Source organism: Pseudomonas palleroniana (genome assembly GCF_022836895.1).
Taxonomy (GTDB): Bacteria; Pseudomonadota; Gammaproteobacteria; order Pseudomonadales; family Pseudomonadaceae; genus Aquipseudomonas; species Aquipseudomonas palleroniana.
In genome coordinates this window covers 5,545,501-5,566,353 of sequence record NZ_CP092411.1, presented here as the reverse complement: position 1 = coordinate 5,566,353, position 20,853 = coordinate 5,545,501, and the positions used below count along the sequence as shown (strand labels likewise).

Here is a 20,853-nt window from a genome sequence, read left to right as displayed (position 1 = left end):
CGCGTGTTGTGCCCCTTTTTTTGACCTACGGGTTTACAATTGTCGCTCCTGATCAGGAGTATCCCTGTGCTGACTCATCTCGATTCCCAAGGTCGCGCCCATATGGTCGACGTCACCGACAAAGCCGTGACGTTCCGAGAGGCCGTGGCCGAAGCGCGGGTGCGCATGCTGCCCCAGACCCTGCAAATGATTGTCGACGGCGCCCACCCCAAGGGCGACGTGTTTGCCGTGGCCCGTATCGCCGGCATCCAGGCCGCAAAAAAAACCAGTGATCTGATCCCGCTGTGCCACCCGTTGATGCTCACTGGCGTCAAGGTCGAGCTGAGCGCCGAAGGTGTGGATACGGTGCATATCCTGGCGCGCTGCAAACTCAGTGGCCAGACCGGCGTGGAGATGGAAGCCCTGACCGCCGCCAGTGTCGCAGCGCTGACGATCTACGACATGTGCAAGGCCGTGGACCGCGGCATGACCATCGAAAGCGTTCGCCTGCTGGAAAAGCTCGGCGGTAAAAGCGGGCATTTCAAGGCGGAGCAGGCATGAGCATCAACGTATTGTTTTTTGCGCGCTACGCAGAGGTGGTGGGCTTCGATTCGCTGGAAATGGAAGGCGATTTTGCCACCGTTGACGCTGTGCGCCTGGCGTTGGCGGCGGATCCGGAGTTTGCCGTGCTCAACGAGACCAGCCTGATGTGCGCCCGCAACCAGGAACTGTGCAACCTCGACGAACCGCTGCAGCCGGGCGACGAAGTGGCGTTTTTCCCGCCCGTGACCGGGGGGTGAGCAGGGTGATTCGTGTGCAAGTCGAGGCGTTTGATCCCGGCGCCGAAGTCAATGCGATGCACGCAGCCAATGTGGGTGTGGGCGCGGTGGTGAGCTTTGTCGGTTATGTGCGCGACTTCAACGATGGCCGTGAAGTGTCGGGGATGTTCCTTGAGCATTACCCCGGCATGACTGAAAAAGCCTTGGCCAAGATTGCCGTGGAGGCCGAGCAGCGCTGGCCGTTACTCAAGCTGGAGGTGCTGCATCGTATTGGTGTGCTGGAGCCGGGCGAGCCCATCGTCTTCGTCGCGGCAGCGAGTGCCCATCGCCAGGCCGCGTTTGATGCCTGTGCGTTCGTGATGGATTACCTGAAGACGCGAGCGCCGTTCTGGAAGAAAGAGAACACCAACGAAGGGCCGCGCTGGGTAGAAGGGCGCCACAGCGACCATACGGCCGCAGACCGCTGGAAATAGCGGGGCAAACACAAAACCCAATGTGGGAGGGGGCTTGCTCCCGATGGCGGTGGCACATTCAACAGTTGTGTTGACTGAACGACTGCTATCGGGAGCAAGCCCCCTCCCACATTTTTTACTGCACCCAGCTTTATGGGCGTTTGCGTTCAACCGGACGCAGCAAGTGCATTGGTGGTCTCTCGCCGCTGATAAGAGTCATCCCCAGCGAAGCCGGACCGCTGGAAATAGTGGGTCGAACACAAAACCAACTGTGGGAGGGGGCTTGCTCCCGATGGCGGTGGCACATTCAACAGTTATGTTGACTGAGCGACTGCTATCGGGAGCAAGCCCCCTCCCACATTTTTACTGCATCCAGCTTTATGGGCGTTTGCGTTCAACCGGACGCAGCAAGTGCATTGGTGGTCTCTCGCCGCTGATAAGAGTCATCCCCAGCGAAGCCGGACCGCTGGAAATAGCGGGTCGAACACAAAACCAACTGTGGGAGGGGGCTTGCTCCCGATGGCGGTAGCACATTCAACAGTTATGTTGACTGAACGACTGCTATCGGGAGCAAGCCCCCTCCCACATTTTTTACTGCATCCAGCTTTATGGGCGTTTGCGTTCAACCGGGCGCAGCAAGTGCGTCGGCGGTGTTTCGCAGCTGATCTTGCGGCCCAGCAGCGCCTCGATCGACGGTAGCTGATACGAGTCATCTTCCCCTGCGAAGCTGATCGATACACCCGCCGCGCCGGCACGGCCGGTACGGCCAATGCGGTGCACGTAGTCGTCCGGTACTTCCGGCAGGGTGAAGTTGATCACGTGGCTGATTCCGTCGATATGAATCCCGCGGCCCGCCACGTCGGTGGCCACCAGTACGCGGATCTTGCCCTCGCGAAAGCCTTCCAGGGTCTTGATACGCTTGTGTTGCGGCACGTCGCCCGACAGCTGCGCGGCGTTGACGCCATCACGCACCAGGCGTTCCTCGATGCGGCGAACTTCGTCCTTGCGGTTGGCAAACACCATCACGCGTTCCCAGCCGTTGTCGTTGACCAGGTTGTAGAGCAGTTTGTACTTGTCGGCACCGGCTACGGCATAGATGTGCTGTTCGACGTTTTCGCTGGCAACGTTTTCGGCTTCGATCTCGACGATGGACGGGTCGGTGGTCCATTGCTTGGCGAGGTTCATCACGTCGTCGGTGAAGGTCGCGGAGAACAGCAGGGTCTGGCGCTCGGTTTTCGGTGGGGTCTGGCGAATGATCTGACGGACCTGCGGGATGAAACCCATGTCGAGCATGCGGTCGGCTTCGTCCAGTACCATCACTTCGACCATGTCCAGGTGCACGTCGCCGCGCTGGTTGAAGTCCAGCAGGCGGCCCGGAGTGGCCACCAGGATGTCGCAGTGGCGGGCTTCGAGCTGCTTGAGCTGCTTGTCGAAGTCCATGCCGCCCACGAAGGTCATCACGTTGAGGCCGGTGTACTTGGTCAGGTCGGCGGCGTCCTTGGCGATCTGCACGACCAGCTCCCGGGTCGGGGCAATGATCAGGGCGCGCGGCTCACCCATGTAGCGTTCTTTGGGCGGTGGCGTCTGCAGCAACTGGGTGATGATCGAGATCAGGAACGCAGCGGTCTTGCCGGTGCCGGTCTGCGCACGACCGATGGCGTCTTTGCCGGCCAGGGTGAAACCCAGGACTTGCGCCTGGATCGGCGTGCAGTACGGGAAGCCCAGGTCCTGGATGGCGTGCATCAGTTCCGGGGCGAGCTTGAAATCGTGGAAGCGCGTCTTGCCTTCCTGGGGCTCGACGACGAAGTCTTCGAGTTTCCACGGAGTGACCGGCGGTTTGGGCGCACGTTCGCGACGTGGCTTGGGCGCGACGGGCGCAGGCGTGGCCTCGAGCGGTTTTGCCTGTTCGGCCGGCATTACCGCTGGCTTTTTCGGCTGGGCGGCAGGTGCGGTCCGGCCGGGCTGTTTACCGTCATTGCGGCTGCCGGACGTGGGGGCAGGGGCACTGGAAACTGGCGCGAGCGGCTCAGCCTCGCTTTTGCCGAACATCTTCTTGAGTGCTTTGAGCACGGTGATCTCATTAATTGGTTAAGGAATGTACGCCGGCCAGTGTAATGCAAGAAACGGGCGCGGCGTAGTGCGTCTGTCATGCGGCTACATAAAGCAATGCTTTTCAGCCCAGGCGAGTGCTCAACCAGGTACCGATATCGCGTATCTCTTCAGGTAACACTTCGTGGCCCATTGGGTATTCCTGCCATGTCACGGTGACACCACGGGTCTTCAAGTGCTCGTAGGCACTGCGGCCCATGGCGTTCTGTACCACGTCGTCGTAGTGGCCGTGCAGGCACAGGGCCGGAATGCGCTGCTGGCTGGCGGACAATTCCAGCTCATCGTCGAACGTCGGTGCGTAGGTGGAGAGGGCGATCACGCCGCCCAGCGCGCCTTGCCATTTCAGGTACGCGGTATGGAACACCACCGCCCCGCCTTGGGAGAACCCCGCGAGGAAAATCCGCGAGGCGTCTATTCCGCTGCTTTTTTGCTCTTTGATCAGGTCGGTGACCATTTTGGCCGAGGTTTCCAGCTCTTCCAGGCTGATGGACCGGGCCGGGCTCATGGCCTTGATGTCGTACCAGCTGGGCATCTCGTAGCCGCCGTTGATCGTCACGGGACGGGTCGGTGCCTGGGGCAAAACGAAACGGGTTGTCAGTAAGTTTTCCTGCAGCGCTTCGGCCACCGGCAGGAAGTCGTAGCGATCGGCGCCCAGGCCATGCAGCCAGATTACGCAGGCGTCGGCGGACTTGGCGGGCTGAAGAATCAAGGGTTCGGTCATGTCTGCTCCATCTATGTGCACACGCTCCGATTGGGTGCGTTGGAACGGTGCGTAAAAGGTCGATCTGTTAAGAGAATGTCGCAAGGTTGAATCTTTTTCTATTGCACATGGGCTGAAACGACTCAGCCGGCACTCTGGTACGCGCCTTGCTATGTGTAGGTCGATGTCAGAACTATTCGCAGACGGTAACACTATCAGTGACTGCCGCTTGTGGGATAGCAGCTGGAATTATCGCGACAACCTCATGCCGCTTGACCCTTAAAAAAGCCAACACGGGTCGATATCGCCTCATAAGGGTGCGCTGAGGTTCGAGCTCCGACACAACAAGAGCAACTGGAGGTTTGAATGAAGGTATTGAAATCCACCCTGGCCATCGTCACCGCGGCCGCTGTATTGGGTGTCAGTGGTTTTGCCCAAGCCGGCGCTACCCTGGACGCCGTGCAGAAGAAAGGCTTTGTGCAATGTGGTGTGAGTGACGGCCTGCCGGGTTTCTCGGTGCCGGATGCCAGCGGCAAGATCCTCGGGATCGACGCTGACGTGTGCCGTGCTGTGGCCGCTGCCGTTTTCGGCGACGCCACCAAGGTCAAATTCAGCCAGTTGAATGCCAAGGAGCGTTTCACCGCGCTGCAATCCGGCGAAGTCGACATCCTGTCCCGTAACACCACCATGACCAGTTCCCGCGATGCGGGCATGGGCCTGAAATTCCCGGGCTTCATCACCTACTATGATGGTGTCGGCTTCCTGGTGAACAACAAGCTGGGCGTGAAAAGTGCCAAGGAACTGGACGGTGCAACCATCTGCATCCAGGCCGGTACCACCACCGAGCTGAACGTCTCCGATTACTTCCGCGCCAACAACCTCAAATACACCCCGATCACCTTCGATACCTCCGATGAAAGCGCCAAATCGCTGGAATCCGGCCGTTGCGACGTGTTGACCTCCGACAAGTCCCAGCTGTTCGCCCAACGCAGCAAGCTGGCCTCGCCGAAGGATTACTCGGTGCTGCCGGAAACCATTTCCAAAGAGCCACTGGGCCCAGTCGTACGTAACGGCGACGACGAGTGGCTGGCCATCGTGCGCTGGGTAGGCTACGCCATGCTCAACGCTGAAGAAGCCGGTATCACTTCGAAAAACGTTGAAGCTGAAGCCAAGTCCACCAAGAACCCGGACGTCGCACGTCTGCTCGGTGCCGACGGCGAATACGGCAAAGACCTGAAAGTGAAGAAAGATTGGGTCGTACAGATCGTCAAGCAAGTCGGTAACTACGGTGAAGTGTTCGAGAAAAACCTCGGCAAGAGCACTCCGCTGGAAATCGACCGTGGCCTGAACGCGCTGTGGAACAACGGCGGCATTCAATACGCACCCCCAGTGCGCTGATCGCTGATGGTTCTGTCACCCGGTGGGCCAACCACCGGGTGATGTTCTGTTCCATTATTTCCGGGGCACTTCATGCAAAATCAAATCGGCGCACCCAAGCAGAAGCTCAGCTTCAGCGATCCCAAAGTGCGTGCGTGGCTCTTCCAGATCATCACGATTGTGGCGGTGGTCTCGCTGGGCTGGTACCTCTTCAACAATACCCAGACCAACCTTCAACACCGGGGCATCACCTCGGGGTTCGAGTTTCTTGAGCGCAGTGCCGGCTTCGGTATCGCGCAGCACCTGATCGACTACACCGAATCGGACAGTTATGCCCGAGTGTTCGTGATCGGCTTGCTCAACACCTTGCTGGTGACCGTGATCGGCGTGGTCCTGGCGACCCTGCTCGGTTTCATCATCGGCGTGGCGCGACTGTCGCCGAACTGGATGATCAACAAGCTGGCGACGGTGTACGTGGAAGTGTTCCGCAACATACCGCCGCTGCTGCAAATCCTGTTCTGGTATTTCGCGGTGTTCCTGACCATGCCGGGGCCGCGTAACAGTCACAACTTCGGCGATACCTTCTTTGTCAGCAGTCGCGGCCTGAACATGCCGGCGGCGTTGATGGCGCAGGGTTTCTGGCCGTTCGTGGTCAGCGTGGTGGTGGCGATTGTCGCGATTGTGCTGATGACGCGCTGGGCCAATAAACGTTTCGAAGCCACCGGCGTTCCGTTCCACAAGTTCTGGGCGGGGCTTGCGCTGCTGGTGGTGATCCCGACGTTGTGCACGCTGGTTTTCGGCGCCCCACTGCATTGGGAAATGCCGAAGCTGGCAGGCTTCAACTTTGTCGGCGGCTGGGTCCTGATTCCCGAGCTGTTGGCCCTGACCCTGGCATTGACCGTCTATACGGCAGCGTTCATCGCCGAGATCGTGCGTTCGGGCATCAAGTCCGTCAGCCACGGCCAGACCGAAGCCGCGCGCTCCCTGGGTTTGCGCCCGGGGCCGACGCTGCGCAAGGTCATCATCCCGCAAGCCCTGCGGGTGATCATTCCGCCGCTGACCAGCCAATACTTGAACCTGGCGAAAAACTCGTCGTTGGCCGCCGGTATCGGTTACCCGGAAATGGTTTCGCTGTTTGCCGGCACGGTGCTCAACCAGACCGGCCAGGCGATCGAAGTCATTGCTATCACCATGAGCGTGTACCTGGCGATCAGCATCAGCATTTCCCTGCTGATGAACTGGTACAACAAGCGCATTGCGCTGATCGAGCGGTGAGGAAACGCCCATGAGTTCTCATACTTTCAAACCTGACATGCCGCCGCCGAGCAAAGTCTTCGGCCCGGTGGCCTGGATGCGCGCCAACCTGTTTTCCAGTTGGCTCAACACCCTGCTGACCTTGCTGGCGATCTACCTGGTGTACCTGGTGGTACCACCGATTCTGCATTGGGCGATTCTGGACGCCAACTGGGTCGGCACTACCCGTGCCGACTGTACGAAGGAGGGCGCCTGTTGGGTGTTTATCCAACAGCGTTTCGGGCAGTTCATGTACGGCTATTATCCCGCCGATCTGCGCTGGCGAGTGGACCTGACCGTCTGGTTGGCCGTCGTGGGCGTGGCGCCGTTGTTCATCTCGCGTTTCCAGCGCAAGGCGATCTACGGCCTGAGCTTCCTGGTGCTGTACCCGATCATTGCCTACTGCCTGTTGCATGGCGGCATCTTCGGCCTGACCAACGTGGCGACCAGCCAGTGGGGCGGCCTGATGCTGACCCTGGTGATCGCCACCGTCGGTATCGCCGGCGCGTTGCCGCTGGGTATCGTGCTGGCGTTGGGACGGCGTTCGAACCTGCCGGCGATTCGAGTGGTCTGCGTGACCTTCATCGAGTTCTGGCGCGGCGTGCCGTTGATCACGGTGTTGTTCATGTCCTCGGTGATGCTGCCGCTGTTCCTGCCCGAAGGCATGAACTTCGACAAGCTGCTACGGGCGCTGATCGGCGTGATCCTGTTCCAGTCGGCCTATGTGGCCGAAGTGGTGCGTGGCGGTTTGCAGGCCATTCCCAAGGGGCAATACGAAGCGGCCGCGGCGATGGGCCTGGGGTACTGGCGCAGCATGGGCCTGGTGATTCTGCCCCAAGCCTTGAAGCTGGTGATCCCGGGCATCGTCAACACGTTTATCGCGCTGTTCAAGGACACCAGCCTGGTGATCATCATCGGTTTGTTCGACCTGCTCAACAGCGTCAAGCAAGCCGCCGCTGACCCGAAATGGTTGGGCATGGCCACCGAAGGCTACGTGTTCGCCGCCCTGGTGTTCTGGATTTTCTGTTTTGGTATGTCGCGCTATTCCATGCATCTGGAACGCAAGCTCGACACAGGCCACAAGCGTTAGGAGTTCTTTTATGAGCGAAGCAATCAAAAAGCCTGTGGGCCCTGAAGGCATTATCCAGATGCAGGGCGTCAACAAGTGGTACGGCCAGTTCCACGTGCTGAAAGACATCAACCTCAACGTCAAGCAGGGCGAGCGTATCGTGCTGTGCGGCCCGTCGGGTTCGGGCAAGTCCACCACCATTCGCTGCCTCAACCGCCTGGAAGAACACCAGCAGGGCCGTATTGTGGTCGACGGCGTGGAGCTGACCAACGACCTCAAGCAGATCGAAGCGATCCGCCGTGAAGTCGGTATGGTGTTCCAGCACTTCAACCTGTTTCCGCACCTGACCATCTTGCAGAACTGCACGCTGGCGCCAATGTGGGTGCGCAAGATGCCCAAGCGCAAGGCCGAAGAAATCGCCATGCACTACCTTGAGCGCGTGCGTATTCCGGAGCAGGCCCACAAGTTTCCAGGGCAACTGTCCGGCGGCCAGCAACAGCGTGTGGCCATCGCTCGTGCCCTGTGCATGAAGCCCAAGATCATGTTGTTCGATGAGCCGACCTCGGCGCTCGACCCGGAAATGGTGAAGGAAGTGCTGGACACCATGATCGGCCTGGCCGAAGACGGCATGACCATGTTGTGCGTGACCCACGAAATGGGCTTTGCCCGCACCGTGGCCAACCGCGTGATCTTCATGGACAAGGGCGAGATCGTGGAACAGGCGGCGCCGAATGATTTCTTCGACAACCCGCAGAATGATCGGACCAAGTTGTTCTTGAGTCAGATTTTGCATTGATCAATGTTTGAATGAATAAACCCGGCCTGGTGCCGGGTTTATTTTTGCCTGACTGAAAACCTGGAGCGTTGCCTTTGTAGGCAACTCTGAATACGCTGTAGGAAAATTCATCCTATGATTGGACGAAAGCGCAGAACCCATGACTGACATCGCCCCTCTGATCAAACGCTCCCTGGTCGATCAGGCCCTTGAACAATTGCGCCTGCGCATCAGCCAAGGCGTCTGGGCCGTGGGTGAGCGGTTGCCCACCGAGCCTGAGCTGTCCGCCGAGCTGGGCATCAGCCGCAATACCGTGCGTGAAGCCATGCGTGTCTTGGCATTTTCCGGGCTGATCGATATTCGTCAGGGCGACGGCAGTTATCTGCGCTCGATGACCGACCCACTGGGGACGATGCGTGCGTTGTCCCATTGCACCCTGGGGCAGGCGCAGGAAACGCGGCAGATTCTTGAAGTGGAGGCCGTCAGCCTGGCGGCGGTGCGTCGTACCGAAGAGGACCTCAACGGCCTGCGTGCGGCGCTCGACGCCAGCGCCGTGTTGTACCACGGCGACTTGGAGGCTTATATCAGCGCCGACCTGGTGTTTCACACGCGCCTGGTGGACGCCGCGCATAACCCTGCGCTGAGCGAGTTGTATCAGTACTTTTCCGCCATCGTCAGCGCGCAATTGCGCCAGACCCTGAATATTTCGCCGCGTCGCCAGGCGGTGTTCGATCTGCATGTCGCCCTGCTCGACGCCGTGGAACACCAAGACCCGGAACGTGCCAAATCCCTCTGCCGGCAGTTGATCAATGAACCCTGAAACCCAGCGCCCCAGCGAACTCGAAGAACTGTTGATCGATGCGGAAGCCGACGATGAGGTGGTGCAGAACAGCCACCCGCCAGTGAGTCGCCCCTGGCTGTTGCTGCTGGGCCTGGTGCTGGTGGCGTTGAACCTGCGCCCGGCGCTGTCGAGCCTGTCTCCGTTGCTCAATGACGTGTCCGCAAGCCTTGGGTTGTCGGCGGCCAAGGCGGGGTTGCTGACTACCTTGCCGGTGTTATGCCTGGGGCTGTTTGCCCCCACCGCACCTATCCTGGCCCGCCGCTTCGGCGCCGAGCGCGTGGTGCTGGGTGTCTTGCTGATGCTGGCTGCGGGCATCCTGCTGCGCAGTTCGCTGGGTGAAGTGGGGTTGTTCGCCGGTAGCCTGGTGGCCGGCGCGAGTATCGGCATCATCGGCGTGTTGTTGCCGGGTATCGTCAAGCGTGATTTCGCCCGGCAGGCAGGTGCCATGACCGGTGTCTACACCATGGCCCTGTGCCTGGGCGCGGCGCTGGCGGCTGGGGCTACGGTGCCGCTCAGCCAGCACTTTGGTGAGCGCTGGAGCATCGGGCTGGGCTTCTGGATTCTGCCGGCGTTGCTGGCCGCACTGTGCTGGCTGCCGCAGGTCGGTCAGAAGCATGGTGCCCACCGGGTGGCTTATCGGGTGAGCGGTTTGTTGCGCGATCCACTGGCCTGGCAAGTCACCTTGTACATGGGCCTGCAATCCTCCCTGGCGTACATCGTGTTTGGCTGGTTGCCGTCGATCCTGATCGGCCGTGGCCTGAGTGCCACCGAAGCGGGGTTGGCGCTGTCGGGCTCCATCATCGTGCAATTGATCAGCTCCCTCGCCGCACCGTGGCTGGCCACACGCGGCAAGGACCAGCGCCTGGCCATCGTGGTGGTGATGGTGCTGACCCTCGGCGGCCTGTTCGGTTGTCTGTATGCACCCCTCGACGGGCTGTGGGGCTGGGCCATTTTGCTGGGGCTCGGGCAGGGCGGCACTTTCAGCCTGGCATTGACCTTGATTGTGCTGCGCTCGCGTGATGCGCATGTGGCGGCCAACCTGTCGAGCATGGCCCAGGGGATTGGTTACACCCTGGCTTCCATGGGCCCGTTCGCCGTCGGCCTGGTACATGACTGGACCGGCGGCTGGGCCGCCGTGGGCTGGATTTTCGCGGCACTCGGGCTCGGCGCCATTGTCGCCGGCCTGGGCGCCGGCCGGGCGTTGTATGTGGACGTGCGCAGTGAGAGGGTTGACGCCTAGAGCATGGGCTTGCGGTGCTAAGTTGAAGCCTGTGGCGAGGGAGCTTGCTCCCGTGGCGGTTTGTCAGCCGACCTGGATGTTAGGTAGATCGCGTACATATCCATTGCTGCGGTAACGGCGGCTTATGGTTCCGCTCTTACAGCGGGTCACTTTTGGAAGGACCCAAAAGTAACCAAAAGGTCCTTGCCCCACCACTCGGCACCTCGCTCAGGCTCGGTGTTCGGCCAGCGTGGTTTAACGGGGCGACTAAGATCAAGATCTAAAGCAAGATCAAAAACACTGCAAACAGCGCATCAGGGCCATCGTTTGTTTAGATACCCATGGGCCTAGAGGTAGACCACCTCCAGCGTGGCTGACCCATCCATCGGCGTTTCCGTGCTCAGGTCCAGGTTTTGTTTGGCATTGATCACCGCCTCGAGCTTCAAGGTGGTGCTCAGGTTCTGGATCGCTGACGGGCCGGCCACGCTGCCGAGCACGTCGGTAAAGCCCAGCAGGCTGCGCGAGCCGATATCGATCGGGTTGCTGTTGGCGGTGCGCCACGCCACACCGCCTGTGGTCGATTCGGTGCCGTAGATCTGCGGCAGGTCATCGACCACGGTTTGCTTGGGATCGAAGCTCACCGAATACACACCGATCTTGCCGCCACTGTTGTCCAGCCCCAGCCCGTAGTAAATCTCGCTGTTGACGTGGGCCGTGCCGTCGCGGTTATCGCGCATGCGCAGGGCATAGCGGCCAGGGGCGTTGCAGCTCACCGTCAGGGTCAGGTACTTGAGGGGCAGGCGGGTACCGGTCGCCTGGTTCAGGTCCTTTTGCGAAATCTTGCCGAAGTCGACCAGGCCACCCCCAGGCAGCAGCGGCGTGCAGGCCATGGGCGTGATCAAGCCGGTGACGGTCAGTTCGACGGTGGACGCGGCGTTGGCCAAGGTGTAGGTGCCCAGCAACGTCAAGGCCGCGATGGGTATCAGGTAGGCGTTCATGGGGTGCTCCTCTAGAGGTAGTTGATTTCGAGGGTGGCCGAGCCGTCGAGATGCACTTCGCTGCCCAGGTCCAGGGAGCCGAGGGGCGCGAGTACCGCTTCGAGGTTCAGCGTGGCGTTGAGGTTTTGAATGGCGATGGGGCCGCCGACGCTGCCGGCCTGGGCGGCGAACCCCAGGTATCGGTTGGCTGCAATCGGCAGTGGGGTTGCACTGGCGCTGCTCCACGGCTGGGACCCGGTTGCGGAGTCGGTTCGGTAGAGTTGAGCGACGTTATCGGCGGTCATCTGCGATGGGTCGAAGGTCAGCCGGTAGCGGCCGATCTTCTGTTGCCTGGCGTCCAGCCCAAGGCCGTAGGTGCTGTCGTCGGCCACGCCGGTGGCCGAGCCCTGGCGGTTGTCCTGCATGCGCATGGCGAAGGCGGTCGGGGCGTCGCACGTGACGTTCAGCACCACTGTGCGCGGGGCCAGCGGTGTTTCCTGATGCTGATTGAGGTCAATGACCGACAGTTTGCCCAGGTTCACATTGCCGCCGTTGGACAGGCTCGGGGTACAGGCGGCCGGGGCAAACTGTGCAAGCAGGCTGACCTCCCGCGACCGCCCGGCGCCGCGGGCGTCGAACAGCCCGCTGGTTTCCCAGGTGACGGCTTCACGCACGCGGGAGGCCTCTTCACGGGCCCAGGCGCTGGCGTCGATTTGCACCGACAGGCTGCGCCCGGTTACGGGTATGCCGCCGCGCATTGGCACTATGCTGTGTTCCGGGCGCCAAGCCAGGGCTGTGGCGACTGTTACGGCGGGCTGGCCTGGCCCTGCCGATAAACCCAGCTCCACCGCCTGGCCATCGAGCACGGCATCGCTGGCTGTCAGGCCGTAGCTGCCACGCTCGGTGAAGCGAAACCGCTCCACACCCGCGCCGAGGCCACGATAAAACACGCTCATGTCCGTCGGCTGCGGGCAGTTCAGGGTGAGCCTTGTGCGGCGCTCACCCAGTAGCCGCTCACCGCTTGGGACAAGGGCGAGGGCGCGGTTCATCAAGCCGAAGTCCAGGCGGTTTTCGCTCAGGTTCAGTTGGCATTCCTCCGCGCCCAACGCACTGGCGCTCAGCAGCAGAAAACCCAGGGGAAACAAGGCAGCTTTCATGGTGATGGTCCTCATGGCGTCAGGCAGTGCGCGGGCGCGGTTTCGAAATACACGTTCGGATCGCCGGCCTTCGGCAAGGCAAAATCCAAGCGGCAGCGAGGCTGGTCGGGGGCCTTGACCCACAACGGGCGTTGATCCAATGCATTGGGTAAAAACACCTGACTGCCTTCCTGAACCAGCGTCACGAACTCACCATTTTCAGTGCTCACTGCCGCACCTCGCGGCAACGGCCGGCCATCGGCGGTGGTCACGCTCAGCAGCACGCGACGCGTCAGGCTGACGCCGAACTGCAGCTTGTCGACGCTGCCCCGGCCGGCGGTCAGTACCGCCAAACCGTTGCTGATATCGGCGTTGCGTGGCAGTGAGCGGGTTTGTACTTCCACCGGGCTACGGCCATAGGCGGCCAGTTGCGGTGCCACGGCCTGGCCTTGCCAGTCGGTCCACACCGGGCCGCTTGGGGTCGACAGTTTGATCCCGGCCATCTCTCCCACCGAAACCACGGCAAAGGTGTCGCGCACCGGGTACGGCGAGAACGTCACACCGTCACCGTGCAGCACCACACCGCCGCGGGCGCCGCCTTGATAACTGGAGCGCTGGGCTTCGGAGCGGGTGTAGTTGAAGTCCAACTGGCTGTAGTAGGGCAGTGCCGAGACCCCCAGGGACGACTCCACTTCGCGGTCGCGGCTGTCGCGTTCTACGCCGACACGGTAGGCCAGTTGGTCGTTGACCTGCTCGCTCATGCCCACGCCGACGCGGTGCTCGCCGCCCGTATTGCGCGCCCAGGCGCGGCCTCTGCGGTTTTCACCGAGGGGCAGGCTGATGTTCAAGTAAAGGCTGTCGTCGCTTTGCTGCCGGCCGCCTACCTGCCACTCGGCGCTGGCGGAAACCGACACCCCACCCACCGATGTGCCCCATGACGCCAGCGCCCGGCTGCTGCTGTAACCGGCATACGACGCGGAGCGTGACACCCCCGCGCTGAAGGCGCCCAGCCACGGGCTGGCCCACGATGCGGTGAGGCTTTGCTGATCGCGATAGCGTGAACGTTCCTGCTCGTGGGTGTAGCGCGAATAGGTCGACTCATCGAGGTCGCGGTAGCCCAGTGAACGCCACGAGGCGGCGGTGGTGATTGCCCAGTTGTCGCTCAGCTGTTGCGACCAGGAGAGGTCGGTCTGCACACCTTGCTCGTTGCCCACACGCGTGGCTTGTGCGCCCTGCACGGTAAATTGCAGCTGGGTCTCCGGGCGCGGTAACCAGCCCAGGTTCATGCCGGCGGCACGATAGGCATCGGCGATCAATCCGCCACCGCCGACGCTCACCTGGGAAAGCAATGCACCATTCCAACCGGCGCTGACCACCCAGGGTTCGGCACCGTCGCTGTTGCCGATCTGGCGCACGCGGCCCGCCGCCACGGCATAACCCGGCGCTGGCAGGCCCAGGCCGAGCATGGCGGCCGGCACGGTAAAACGGCGTTCTTCGCCATGGGTTTCCTTGACCGTGACCTCCACGTCGGAGCGACTGTTCAAGCGGCGTACATCGGTCAGGGAAAACGGCCCGGCGGGCACCACCGTCGAGTGGATCAACGCGCCGTTCTGGCGCACCTCGACCTGCGCCGGGCTGTTGGCGATGCCGGTAATGGTCGCGCCTCGGTTCTGGTCTTGCAGGGCGGTTTCGTTAAGCACCTGCGCGCCGGTGATCTGCGCGCCTGCCAGCACCGGGTTATAGAGGCTGATCTGCCCGGCCTGGAACACCGACTGTTGTTCGGCGAAGGTGCGCTGGGCATAGGCGTCCAGGTGGGTGGTGCGCGAGATTTTGTCTTGCCAGGTCTGCACCTGGCGGCTGCGCACGATCCAATCGCCGGCGTTGAAACCCACTTCGGTGTTGGCCGATGCAAAACGGCTGCTGCTGCCTGCGGATTGGTTATGCAGGCCAGTCAGGTCGTAGTTGAGCAAACCGGCGAAACCGCCGCTCTGATAGCCGGACACATCCTGCACCGCTGGGCGAAGGGCTTCGCCGGGCACGATCAGGGCGAGCTGCAAAGCGGCCGGGTCTTGCTCGATAACAGTTTGTGGGTAGGCGGCCAGGAAATCCTGGCAGGCGGCGTCTGCATCCAACACCACCAAGTTACCGGCATCCAGCAGAGGTCGGTCGAAACACAGAGCGCCCTCGCGGTCGAATGCCACGTCGATCCGGCCTCGGCGTTGGCCGTTGATGCTGAGGTTGACGGCGTGTCGCCCAGGGGTGAAGCGCGGCGCGTCCAGCAGCAGGTTGGCAAGCTCGGGGTCGATACCGCGTTGGGACAATGTTTGTGGATCGAACAGCCCGACTTTTGTCGGCTCGTCGGCCAAGGGTTCGTTGGCGGGCCAGAGGGCGCCGAGTGTCAGCGCCAGGCCGGCCAGCAGGGTGCGGCGGGGTGAAACGGCGGGCATGGCTTCGCCGTCGCGGTCAGTCATTACTGTGCTCACAAGGTCGTACTCGAGAGTGGAGGCATACTGGCTGAATTCAGGGCCAGGCTTCCCGGCGGCCTTCAATGAGGCCACTTCTTTATTTGAGGGTTGGCGCGGTGTGACCGTCGCCTGTTCTTATAGGTTGAGCGCCGCGTCGTAGGGCGCAACGGCAAAGCCGTAGGTGGTCGCAGGTTGCAGTCGCACCGTGTTTGCCGTTGCCGCGCTGACATTGATGCTCAGGGTTTCCCCCGGCAACACATAGGTGCGTGGCAGCAGCGCCGAGTTGTCGCCGGGCAGTAGCCGCAGTTCCTGGGCCAGGCGCACCACGTAGGGGGTCGGGTTGCTCACGGTCAGCTGGTTTTTTTCCAAGCGCCAGACCAGCCCCTCCCATGGGGTGCGGTTGGGAGCCAGGCCCTTGGGATGGATGATCACCGGCAGGTTCTGGCGCACGGTCACGCCCACCCGCGCATGGCCGGCCTGGGCCTGCGAACGTCCCTGGGGCATGCCTTCGAAGATCACTCGCTTCAAGCGCTGAGTGGTCAACGGCTGGGCCGATTGCAGAATGAAGCGCACCAACTGGCTTTTGGAGGGCTCCACCCGCGCCAGAGGCGGGGTGACAAACAGTAGCGGCTCGGTGTCCTCGGGGTTGTCTTCCAGGGTGACGTGCAGCAACGCAAGCTTGCCATCGGTATTGGTTACCGACACCGAGGTTTCGCCCTCGGCTTCGTAGAGGAGGACGACCGACGTATCCGGGACCATACCGTCAGCCACGGCTGGGTGACTGAGCATCAAGAGAAGAGCGCCGATGCACCGACGCAGTGTTTGAAAGGAGAAACCAGGGAAGGTTGGCATGGCTACATATACCTAAGGTCGAGCACGATAGAGCCGTCCAGCGGCACTTCCTGATTCAGGGTCAGGAACGCTGCGGCGTTGATCGACGTGTTGATGTTCAAGGTGGCGTTCAGCAGGCGATGAGGTTCCGGCACCAGGGTGCCGAGCCTGGCAAAGCCCATGTAGTTGTCGGGGTAGGCGTTGGCCTCGGGAAACCAGGTCAGGCCCTGATTGCTCGAGGCCAGTACCAGCACGCGTGAGCCGTCTGCCATGACGTCGCGAAAGGCAATTGAAACAGTGCCCAGGCGTTCGCCTGGGGCGTGGACGTTGTGGCCCAAACCGTAATAGAAGCCAGGGCCAAGGGATGAGTCTGCGCGGTTGTCCAGACCTACCAGCACAAACAGAACCGGCTCGTTGCAGCTTACGCCCAGGTCCAATGTCTGCATGGGCAGTGCGCTGAACTCGTATTGATTGAGGCTGCGGGCCGGGACCCTGCCATGGTCGACGATGCCGTTGTCCGACAGGGTGACCTCGCAGGCACTGGGGGTGATCAACCCCGTGACATCGAGGACCGTACTGGAGGATGCCCGTGCGGGTTGGCTGATACTGAACAGGTAAAGCAAGGCCAGCAGGCCTGAAGTCAGGTTCTTCATGGAAACGGTTCACCGGGAGCCTGAAGTATCGAGGGGGCCGAGGCTGCACCCCCTCTCAGGTGGTTTAAATGCGCAGCGACAGGTTCGCCACTCCTGGGTTTACAGGTAACGCACCGTCAGGGTCACGGAGGCATCGATCGCGGCTTCATTGTTAAGGGTTAATTGGCTGCTGGGCGCAATCCTGGGCTCGATGACCAACTGCGAGACCAGTGTCTGCACCGGCATGGGGGCGACGGTAGCGGCGTCGGCGACCGAAATGAGGTTGTGACGCATCAGGTGGCGCTCGACAAACCAGGTCAAGCCACCGTCATCGGAGCCAATGGTCCGGGCGGCGACGCTGTCAGCAATAGGGTTCAGCAAGCGCAGGGTCATGGCGCCAAGTTTCTCTGTGCCGTTGATCAGGCCCAGGCCGAAATCCATCATGTTGTTTTCGAAGTCGGAGCCTTCGCGGTTGTCCTTGCTCTCCAGTGCCATCAGGGTCGCGGCGTCGCAGATGACCGTTAAGTCGACGGTTTTTGCCTCAAGGGGGGTGGGTTGCGTGGTGTTCAGATCCTTCGCGGAAATTTTGCCGTAGTCCACCGTCTGCGCAGACAGGCTCGGCTCGCAGGAGCTGGGGGTGATCAGGCCGACGACGCTCAGGTCAACATTGGAGGCGGCGAAAATACTGGTACTGCTGGCCAGGAGCAGGCCGGCAAGCAGGGGTTTGATGGCTTTATTCATGTTGGGTCTCCAGAAAAAGGAATGGCAATTACCAGTACTTGAGCTGCAACGTGGCGTGACCGTCGATCGGCAACTCATCCAGCAAGGTCAGGTCGCTCGCCGGTGCGATCACCGTGTAGGCGCGCAGGCGTGCGTTCAGGTCCTTCACTGCGATAGGTATGTAGGCGCTGCTGGCGGCTGAGAATGCAGTCAAGGCCGCGTGCCCCAGGTAAGACGAGGGCCCCCAGGTGGTGCCGCCATCACGGGACATGATGGTTTGCACGGGCGCGTTGTCGGCGACCGCTTCAAACAGGCCGAACGAGACGGCGCCGAGTTTCTGATCGTCGTTGACCATGCCCAGGCCGTGCATCGAGCGTGGGTTGACGGCGGCGGTGCCGGCGCGGTTATCCACTGTGGTCAGGGTGAACAGCGTGGCGCCTTCGCAATGCACTTCCAGATCCATCTCACCGGTTTGCAGGCGAGTGGGAAGGACGGGGTCGAGGTCACGCGCGGTCAATTTGCCGTGGTCGACGACGCCATCGTTCGACAGGGTCGGAGTGCAAGACGCCGGGGTAATGGTCCCGGAGACGCTCAAGTCCATACTGCTGCTTGCGAAAGCGCTGGGTGTGCAGGCCGCCAGCAGAATGGCGAGCGCGGCGCTGGGGGTTCTATCCATGGGCACAGGTCCTTGTGAATGGGGGTTGGGGTGACGGTCAGAGGTACAGCACGTCCAGTGAAGCGCTGCCGTCCAGAGGGACTTCCTCGTTCAGCGTCAGGGTGCGGGTCGGAGCAATGTGAGTGGTGATGCTCAGGTCGACGGTTACGCTGCGCAGCGCCGTAGGAAAGTGCGGGCCGCTGCCGAGGGTGTCGCTGAACGCATTCCAGTAGCGATGCCCCATATAGCTGCCTGAAGAGTTCATCAACCAGCTTTGGCCTTGGTCAAAGGAGAACAGGGGGTAGACGACAACTTCTGAGATCGGGTTGAGCAGGTCTATGGAGTAGCTGCCCAGTTTCTCGTTGCCGTTGATCAGACCCAGGCCGTAGTTGTGGTCGAGGAAGAAATGGGCCGACCCCAGGCGGTTGTCTTTGCCGTTCAAGGCAAACAGGGTTGCGGCCTCGCAACTCACGTTCAGTTGCAGCGTGGCACGGGGGAGTTCGGTCGAATTGTCGACCGATAAATCCTTGGACGCGATCTTGCCGTAGTCCACCGTACCGTCCTGAGACAAGGTGGGGACGCAGGCGCTGGGGGTAATGCTGCCTTTGACGGTCAGGTCGACACTGCTGGCAGCCAGCGCCCAAGGGCAAGTGAGCAGCAGCACACTGCCTGCAAGGGCTGCGAAAGAGGCTTTCATGGGAAAACGTATTCCTGTGCAAGGTTCAGGGACAGATAGAGCGCGCGGAGAAGTTGCCCATTGGATTTAGAGTTATCGAGGGGCGCGCGCTGTTATTGATAAAGCGGGGGGAATTTATCGCCGGGATCGTGCGGGGTGAATGCAACTTTTACGATAGTGCGAGCAACCCTGTAACGCTGTTCGACGAGGGCGTTTTTATTCGGGAAAAAATCCCGTTGTCGTAGTTGTTGTATCGCCTTGGCCGGTTCATTTGGATACGTTTCGCGCTTTTTTCGCCTTTACTCAAGCTCAGTGGGTGGCGAAACTTTCTGAGCGAGAAGTTCCAGTGCAGTTGTCAGAAAAGTCGGCGATGTGTCGTCGACTCCTGGCGTCAGGCAAGGCCTGGTGAGCTTATCGCTCTGCATGAGGTCACTATGCGGGGCAATAAACCAGGCGGTGGGCCGCCTACGGCATTGCCGTCGGACGATCTGCCCAGTCATTGGCGGCACGCCAGGGTCTTGGTGGTCGACGATCACGCGACTTATCGGTTGCTGATGAGCGCGTTGCTGGACAAGCTCGGTGTCGCCCATCGAGTGGTCAATGACGGGCAGGCGGCGCTGGATAGCCTGGCCAGCGATGTGTACGACCTGGTCATCAGCGATTGCCGCATGCCGGTCATGGACGGCTACACCATGACCCGCGAGCTGCGACGCCGCGAACGCGAGGCCGGACATGCGCGGGTGCCGGTGATTGCCTTGACCGCACGACTGGACGCCGAGGACCTGCGTCATTGCCTGGCCTGTGAAATGGATGGCTGGCTGATCAAGCCGGTGTCGCTGGCCCGGTTGCGCGAAGTGGTGATGCAGTGGCTATCGGATGCACACGTCCATGCCCACCAAGCCCCTCACGGGCCCGCGAACTTCCGGTGCGAGCCGCGCCCGACCCGTGCCAGCCTGGTCGCCACGTTCGGCACCTGGGCGGTGGTCGAGCCGATGTTGCGCAGCCTGATCGACGAAGCCCGGTACGACCTGGCAGGTCTGGCCCTGGCCCAGGCGAGTCTGGATGCCGCATTGACCGCCCACCACTTGCACCGCCTGGTGGGGGGCGTGGCGTTTCTCGGTGCGACGCCGCTTGAACCGCAGGCGGTGCGGCTGATGGACGACGTACAGCGTTCGGGCGTGGCTGACTGCGCTGTGGTGCTGGGCATGTTTCGTGAGGATGTGGAACGTTACCTACAGTATTTGGGAAAACTTCGACTTGATAAATGAAGGAGTTTTCCATTCTGTTATGTAGTACTTTTCTGTATGTATTTTCTTTTAATTGTGTAGGTGTTAATGCCGGCCTCCAGAAGTATGGGGTAATAGCCTGTCAGCCGTGTTTATTGACGGTTGTTGCCTGCGACAGGGCGATGTATTTTGATTGCTACTTATTTGCCATCATGGATATTACCGATGCTCCGCATAATTATTGCTGACGATCACCCTATTGTTCGCGTAGGGCAGAGAGTGGTGATTGAGGCGAGTGGTAAGTGCAAGGTCGTGGGCGAGGCCAACGGGCCGGACGAATTGCTGGCGTTGGTGGGCAGCGTGCCCTGTGATGTGATAGTGACGGACTTTGCGATGCCCGGCGACCAACAGGCCGACGGTTATGGATTACTCGGGTTGTTGCATCGGCGCTACCCCAGGTTGCCGGTGATACTGGTGACCATGTTTGCCAACGTCGCGACCCTGCGCACGGCGTTGTCCCACGGTGCAAGGGCCGTAGTGGCCAAGAGTGCCTCGGCCAGAGAGTTGCCCCAGGCCCTGCAAACCGTGGTGCAGGGGCGTACCTTTGTCAGTGAAAGCCTGCGCGCCCAGCTTGACCAGGCGCAACCGGCACAGACCCCCAGGCTGTCCGGCAAGGAACAGGAAGTGGTGCGCATGCTTGCCAGCGGCATGACCGTCAGCCAGATTGCCGCGCGGGTCAACCGCAGTATCTCCACGATCAGCAAACAGAAAAGCACGGCCATGCACCGGCTGTGTATTTCCACGGATGTGGATTTGTTTGCTTATGCTCGTGAAGCGGGAATGGTGCCCTGATAGTTGCGGTTTTATGACATTAGTGTGCTGAGTGTATTCGTATTACTTGTATTTGGTTTAACTCGATCGTGCTTTAAAGTTTGCCTGTCG

Annotated in this window: 21 protein-coding genes; 11 read left to right on the top strand and 10 right to left on the bottom strand. The window is 61.2% G+C overall.

Annotation, left to right across the window (positions count from 1 at the left end; all coding sequences use genetic code 11):
* The first annotated feature begins 66 nt into the window (after nucleotides 1-66).
* Genes moaC through moaE form a run of 3 tightly spaced genes read left to right on the top strand, consistent with a single transcriptional unit; the run spans nucleotide 67 to nucleotide 1,231 of the window.
* Nucleotides 67-540 carry a cyclic pyranopterin monophosphate synthase MoaC gene (moaC, locus tag MJP36_RS25020; RefSeq protein WP_205344555.1) on the top strand — a complete coding sequence of 158 codons (474 nt, stop codon included), beginning with the start codon at nucleotides 67-69 and terminating at the stop codon, nucleotides 538-540.
* Nucleotides 537-779: a molybdopterin converting factor subunit 1 gene (gene moaD, locus MJP36_RS25015; RefSeq protein WP_060753863.1), complete on the top strand. Its 243-nt coding sequence runs from the start codon at nucleotides 537-539 to the stop codon at nucleotides 777-779. The genes moaC and moaD overlap by 4 nt, the downstream gene beginning before the upstream one ends.
* A 56-nt stretch (nucleotides 780-835) precedes the next feature.
* Nucleotides 836-1,231, top strand: coding sequence for a molybdopterin synthase catalytic subunit MoaE (gene moaE / locus MJP36_RS25010; protein ID WP_060753930.1), 396 nt, complete (start codon nucleotides 836-838; stop codon nucleotides 1,229-1,231).
* A gap of 585 nt (nucleotides 1,232-1,816) precedes the next feature.
* On the opposite strand, the gene rhlB is transcribed toward moaE, so the two are convergent.
* The gene (gene rhlB, locus MJP36_RS25005) at nucleotides 1,817-3,286 is read right to left on the bottom strand and encodes an ATP-dependent RNA helicase RhlB (RefSeq protein WP_060753862.1); all 1,470 of its coding nucleotides are present in this window, start codon (nucleotides 3,284-3,286) and stop codon (nucleotides 1,817-1,819) included.
* 97 nt (nucleotides 3,287-3,383) lie between these two features.
* Nucleotides 3,384-4,040, bottom strand: coding sequence for an alpha/beta hydrolase (locus MJP36_RS25000; RefSeq protein WP_090366637.1), 657 nt, complete (start codon nucleotides 4,038-4,040; stop codon nucleotides 3,384-3,386).
* Between the two features lie 345 nt (nucleotides 4,041-4,385).
* Between MJP36_RS25000 and MJP36_RS24995 the strand changes: the two genes are divergently transcribed.
* The 6 genes from MJP36_RS24995 (at nucleotide 4,386) to MJP36_RS24970 (ending at nucleotide 10,614) form a co-directional block, all read left to right on the top strand.
* The gene (locus tag MJP36_RS24995; RefSeq protein ID WP_090366636.1) at nucleotides 4,386-5,417 is read left to right on the top strand and encodes an amino acid ABC transporter substrate-binding protein; all 1,032 of its coding nucleotides are present in this window, start codon (nucleotides 4,386-4,388) and stop codon (nucleotides 5,415-5,417) included.
* Between the two features lie 72 nt (nucleotides 5,418-5,489).
* Nucleotides 5,490-6,671 carry an amino acid ABC transporter permease gene (locus MJP36_RS24990; protein WP_104995572.1) on the top strand — a complete coding sequence of 394 codons (1,182 nt, stop codon included), beginning with the start codon at nucleotides 5,490-5,492 and terminating at the stop codon, nucleotides 6,669-6,671.
* Between the two features lie 10 nt (nucleotides 6,672-6,681).
* Entirely contained in the window at nucleotides 6,682-7,779 is a 1,098-nt protein-coding gene (locus MJP36_RS24985; protein WP_198760479.1) for an amino acid ABC transporter permease, read from the top strand.
* A 10-nt stretch (nucleotides 7,780-7,789) separates the two neighbouring features.
* Nucleotides 7,790-8,554: an amino acid ABC transporter ATP-binding protein gene (locus MJP36_RS24980; RefSeq protein ID WP_003221897.1), complete on the top strand. Its 765-nt coding sequence runs from the start codon at nucleotides 7,790-7,792 to the stop codon at nucleotides 8,552-8,554.
* Between the two features lie 139 nt (nucleotides 8,555-8,693).
* Nucleotides 8,694-9,353, top strand: a complete 660-nt coding sequence (locus tag MJP36_RS24975) for a FadR/GntR family transcriptional regulator (protein ID WP_060753857.1) — start codon at nucleotides 8,694-8,696, stop codon at nucleotides 9,351-9,353.
* Nucleotides 9,343-10,614, top strand: a complete 1,272-nt coding sequence (locus MJP36_RS24970) for a CynX/NimT family MFS transporter (protein WP_104995574.1) — start codon at nucleotides 9,343-9,345, stop codon at nucleotides 10,612-10,614. The genes MJP36_RS24975 and MJP36_RS24970 overlap by 11 nt, the downstream gene beginning before the upstream one ends.
* A gap of 326 nt (nucleotides 10,615-10,940) precedes the next feature.
* Here the strand turns inward: MJP36_RS24970 and MJP36_RS24965 are convergent, their stop codons facing one another.
* From MJP36_RS24965 to MJP36_RS24930, 8 genes are all read right to left on the bottom strand, one after another.
* Nucleotides 10,941-11,591, bottom strand: a complete 651-nt coding sequence (locus MJP36_RS24965) for a DUF1120 domain-containing protein (RefSeq protein WP_060753855.1) — start codon at nucleotides 11,589-11,591, stop codon at nucleotides 10,941-10,943.
* 11 nt (nucleotides 11,592-11,602) lie between these two features.
* Complete coding sequence (locus MJP36_RS24960) at nucleotides 11,603-12,727, bottom strand: DUF1120 domain-containing protein (protein WP_244384265.1); 1,125 nt, start codon at nucleotides 12,725-12,727, stop codon at nucleotides 11,603-11,605.
* An 11-nt stretch (nucleotides 12,728-12,738) separates the two neighbouring features.
* Entirely contained in the window at nucleotides 12,739-15,177 is a 2,439-nt protein-coding gene (locus MJP36_RS24955) for a fimbria/pilus outer membrane usher protein (RefSeq protein WP_244384264.1), read from the bottom strand.
* Nucleotides 15,178-15,306: 129 nt separating this feature from the next.
* Complete coding sequence (locus MJP36_RS24950) at nucleotides 15,307-15,960, bottom strand: fimbria/pilus chaperone family protein (RefSeq protein WP_234016608.1); 654 nt, start codon at nucleotides 15,958-15,960, stop codon at nucleotides 15,307-15,309.
* A 65-nt stretch (nucleotides 15,961-16,025) separates the two neighbouring features.
* Nucleotides 16,026-16,655 (bottom strand): DUF1120 domain-containing protein, encoded by a 630-nt coding sequence (locus MJP36_RS24945; protein ID WP_060753852.1) that lies wholly within the window; start codon nucleotides 16,653-16,655, stop codon nucleotides 16,026-16,028.
* 99 nt (nucleotides 16,656-16,754) lie between these two features.
* Nucleotides 16,755-17,375: a DUF1120 domain-containing protein gene (locus tag MJP36_RS24940; RefSeq protein WP_161548225.1), complete on the bottom strand. Its 621-nt coding sequence runs from the start codon at nucleotides 17,373-17,375 to the stop codon at nucleotides 16,755-16,757.
* A 28-nt stretch (nucleotides 17,376-17,403) separates the two neighbouring features.
* On the bottom strand, nucleotides 17,404-18,030 hold the full coding sequence (locus tag MJP36_RS24935) for a DUF1120 domain-containing protein (RefSeq protein WP_060753850.1): 627 nt from the start codon (nucleotides 18,028-18,030) through the stop codon (nucleotides 17,404-17,406).
* 37 nt (nucleotides 18,031-18,067) lie between these two features.
* Nucleotides 18,068-18,706, bottom strand: coding sequence for a DUF1120 domain-containing protein (locus tag MJP36_RS24930; RefSeq protein ID WP_060753849.1), 639 nt, complete (start codon nucleotides 18,704-18,706; stop codon nucleotides 18,068-18,070).
* A gap of 413 nt (nucleotides 18,707-19,119) precedes the next feature.
* On the opposite strand from MJP36_RS24930, the gene MJP36_RS24925 reads away from it, so the two are divergent.
* Nucleotides 19,120-19,953, top strand: coding sequence for a response regulator (locus MJP36_RS24925; protein WP_244384262.1), 834 nt, complete (start codon nucleotides 19,120-19,122; stop codon nucleotides 19,951-19,953).
* A gap of 183 nt (nucleotides 19,954-20,136) precedes the next feature.
* Complete coding sequence (locus MJP36_RS24920; protein ID WP_104995582.1) at nucleotides 20,137-20,763, top strand: response regulator; 627 nt, start codon at nucleotides 20,137-20,139, stop codon at nucleotides 20,761-20,763.
* Nucleotides 20,764-20,853 lie beyond the last annotated feature (90 nt).

Coding starts and splice junctions, on each gene's coding strand:
- MJP36_RS24980 (WP_003221897.1), top strand. CDS start 7,790: ATGAGCGAAGCAATCAAAAAGCCTGTGGGCCCTGAAGGCATTATCCAG.
- MJP36_RS24920 (WP_104995582.1), top strand. CDS start 20,137: ATGCTCCGCATAATTATTGCTGACGATCACCCTATTGTTCGCGTAGGG.
- MJP36_RS24950 (WP_234016608.1), bottom strand. CDS start 15,960: ATGCTCAGTCACCCAGCCGTGGCTGACGGTATGGTCCCGGATACGTCG.
- MJP36_RS24970 (WP_104995574.1), top strand. CDS start 9,343: ATGAACCCTGAAACCCAGCGCCCCAGCGAACTCGAAGAACTGTTGATC.
- MJP36_RS24940 (WP_161548225.1), bottom strand. CDS start 17,375: ATGAATAAAGCCATCAAACCCCTGCTTGCCGGCCTGCTCCTGGCCAGC.
- MJP36_RS24975 (WP_060753857.1), top strand. CDS start 8,694: ATGACTGACATCGCCCCTCTGATCAAACGCTCCCTGGTCGATCAGGCC.
- MJP36_RS24930 (WP_060753849.1), bottom strand. CDS start 18,706: ATGAAAGCCTCTTTCGCAGCCCTTGCAGGCAGTGTGCTGCTGCTCACT.
- MJP36_RS24960 (WP_244384265.1), bottom strand. CDS start 12,727: ATGAAAGCTGCCTTGTTTCCCCTGGGTTTTCTGCTGCTGAGCGCCAGT.
- MJP36_RS24945 (WP_060753852.1), bottom strand. CDS start 16,655: ATGAAGAACCTGACTTCAGGCCTGCTGGCCTTGCTTTACCTGTTCAGT.
- MJP36_RS24925 (WP_244384262.1), top strand. CDS start 19,120: ATGCGGGGCAATAAACCAGGCGGTGGGCCGCCTACGGCATTGCCGTCG.
- MJP36_RS24965 (WP_060753855.1), bottom strand. CDS start 11,591: ATGAACGCCTACCTGATACCCATCGCGGCCTTGACGTTGCTGGGCACC.
- MJP36_RS24990 (WP_104995572.1), top strand. CDS start 5,490: ATGCAAAATCAAATCGGCGCACCCAAGCAGAAGCTCAGCTTCAGCGAT.
- MJP36_RS24995 (WP_090366636.1), top strand. CDS start 4,386: ATGAAGGTATTGAAATCCACCCTGGCCATCGTCACCGCGGCCGCTGTA.
- moaD (WP_060753863.1), top strand. CDS start 537: ATGAGCATCAACGTATTGTTTTTTGCGCGCTACGCAGAGGTGGTGGGC.
- moaE (WP_060753930.1), top strand. CDS start 836: ATGCACGCAGCCAATGTGGGTGTGGGCGCGGTGGTGAGCTTTGTCGGT.
- MJP36_RS24985 (WP_198760479.1), top strand. CDS start 6,682: ATGAGTTCTCATACTTTCAAACCTGACATGCCGCCGCCGAGCAAAGTC.
- MJP36_RS24935 (WP_060753850.1), bottom strand. CDS start 18,030: ATGGATAGAACCCCCAGCGCCGCGCTCGCCATTCTGCTGGCGGCCTGC.
- MJP36_RS25000 (WP_090366637.1), bottom strand. CDS start 4,040: ATGACCGAACCCTTGATTCTTCAGCCCGCCAAGTCCGCCGACGCCTGC.
- MJP36_RS24955 (WP_244384264.1), bottom strand. CDS start 15,177: ATGACTGACCGCGACGGCGAAGCCATGCCCGCCGTTTCACCCCGCCGC.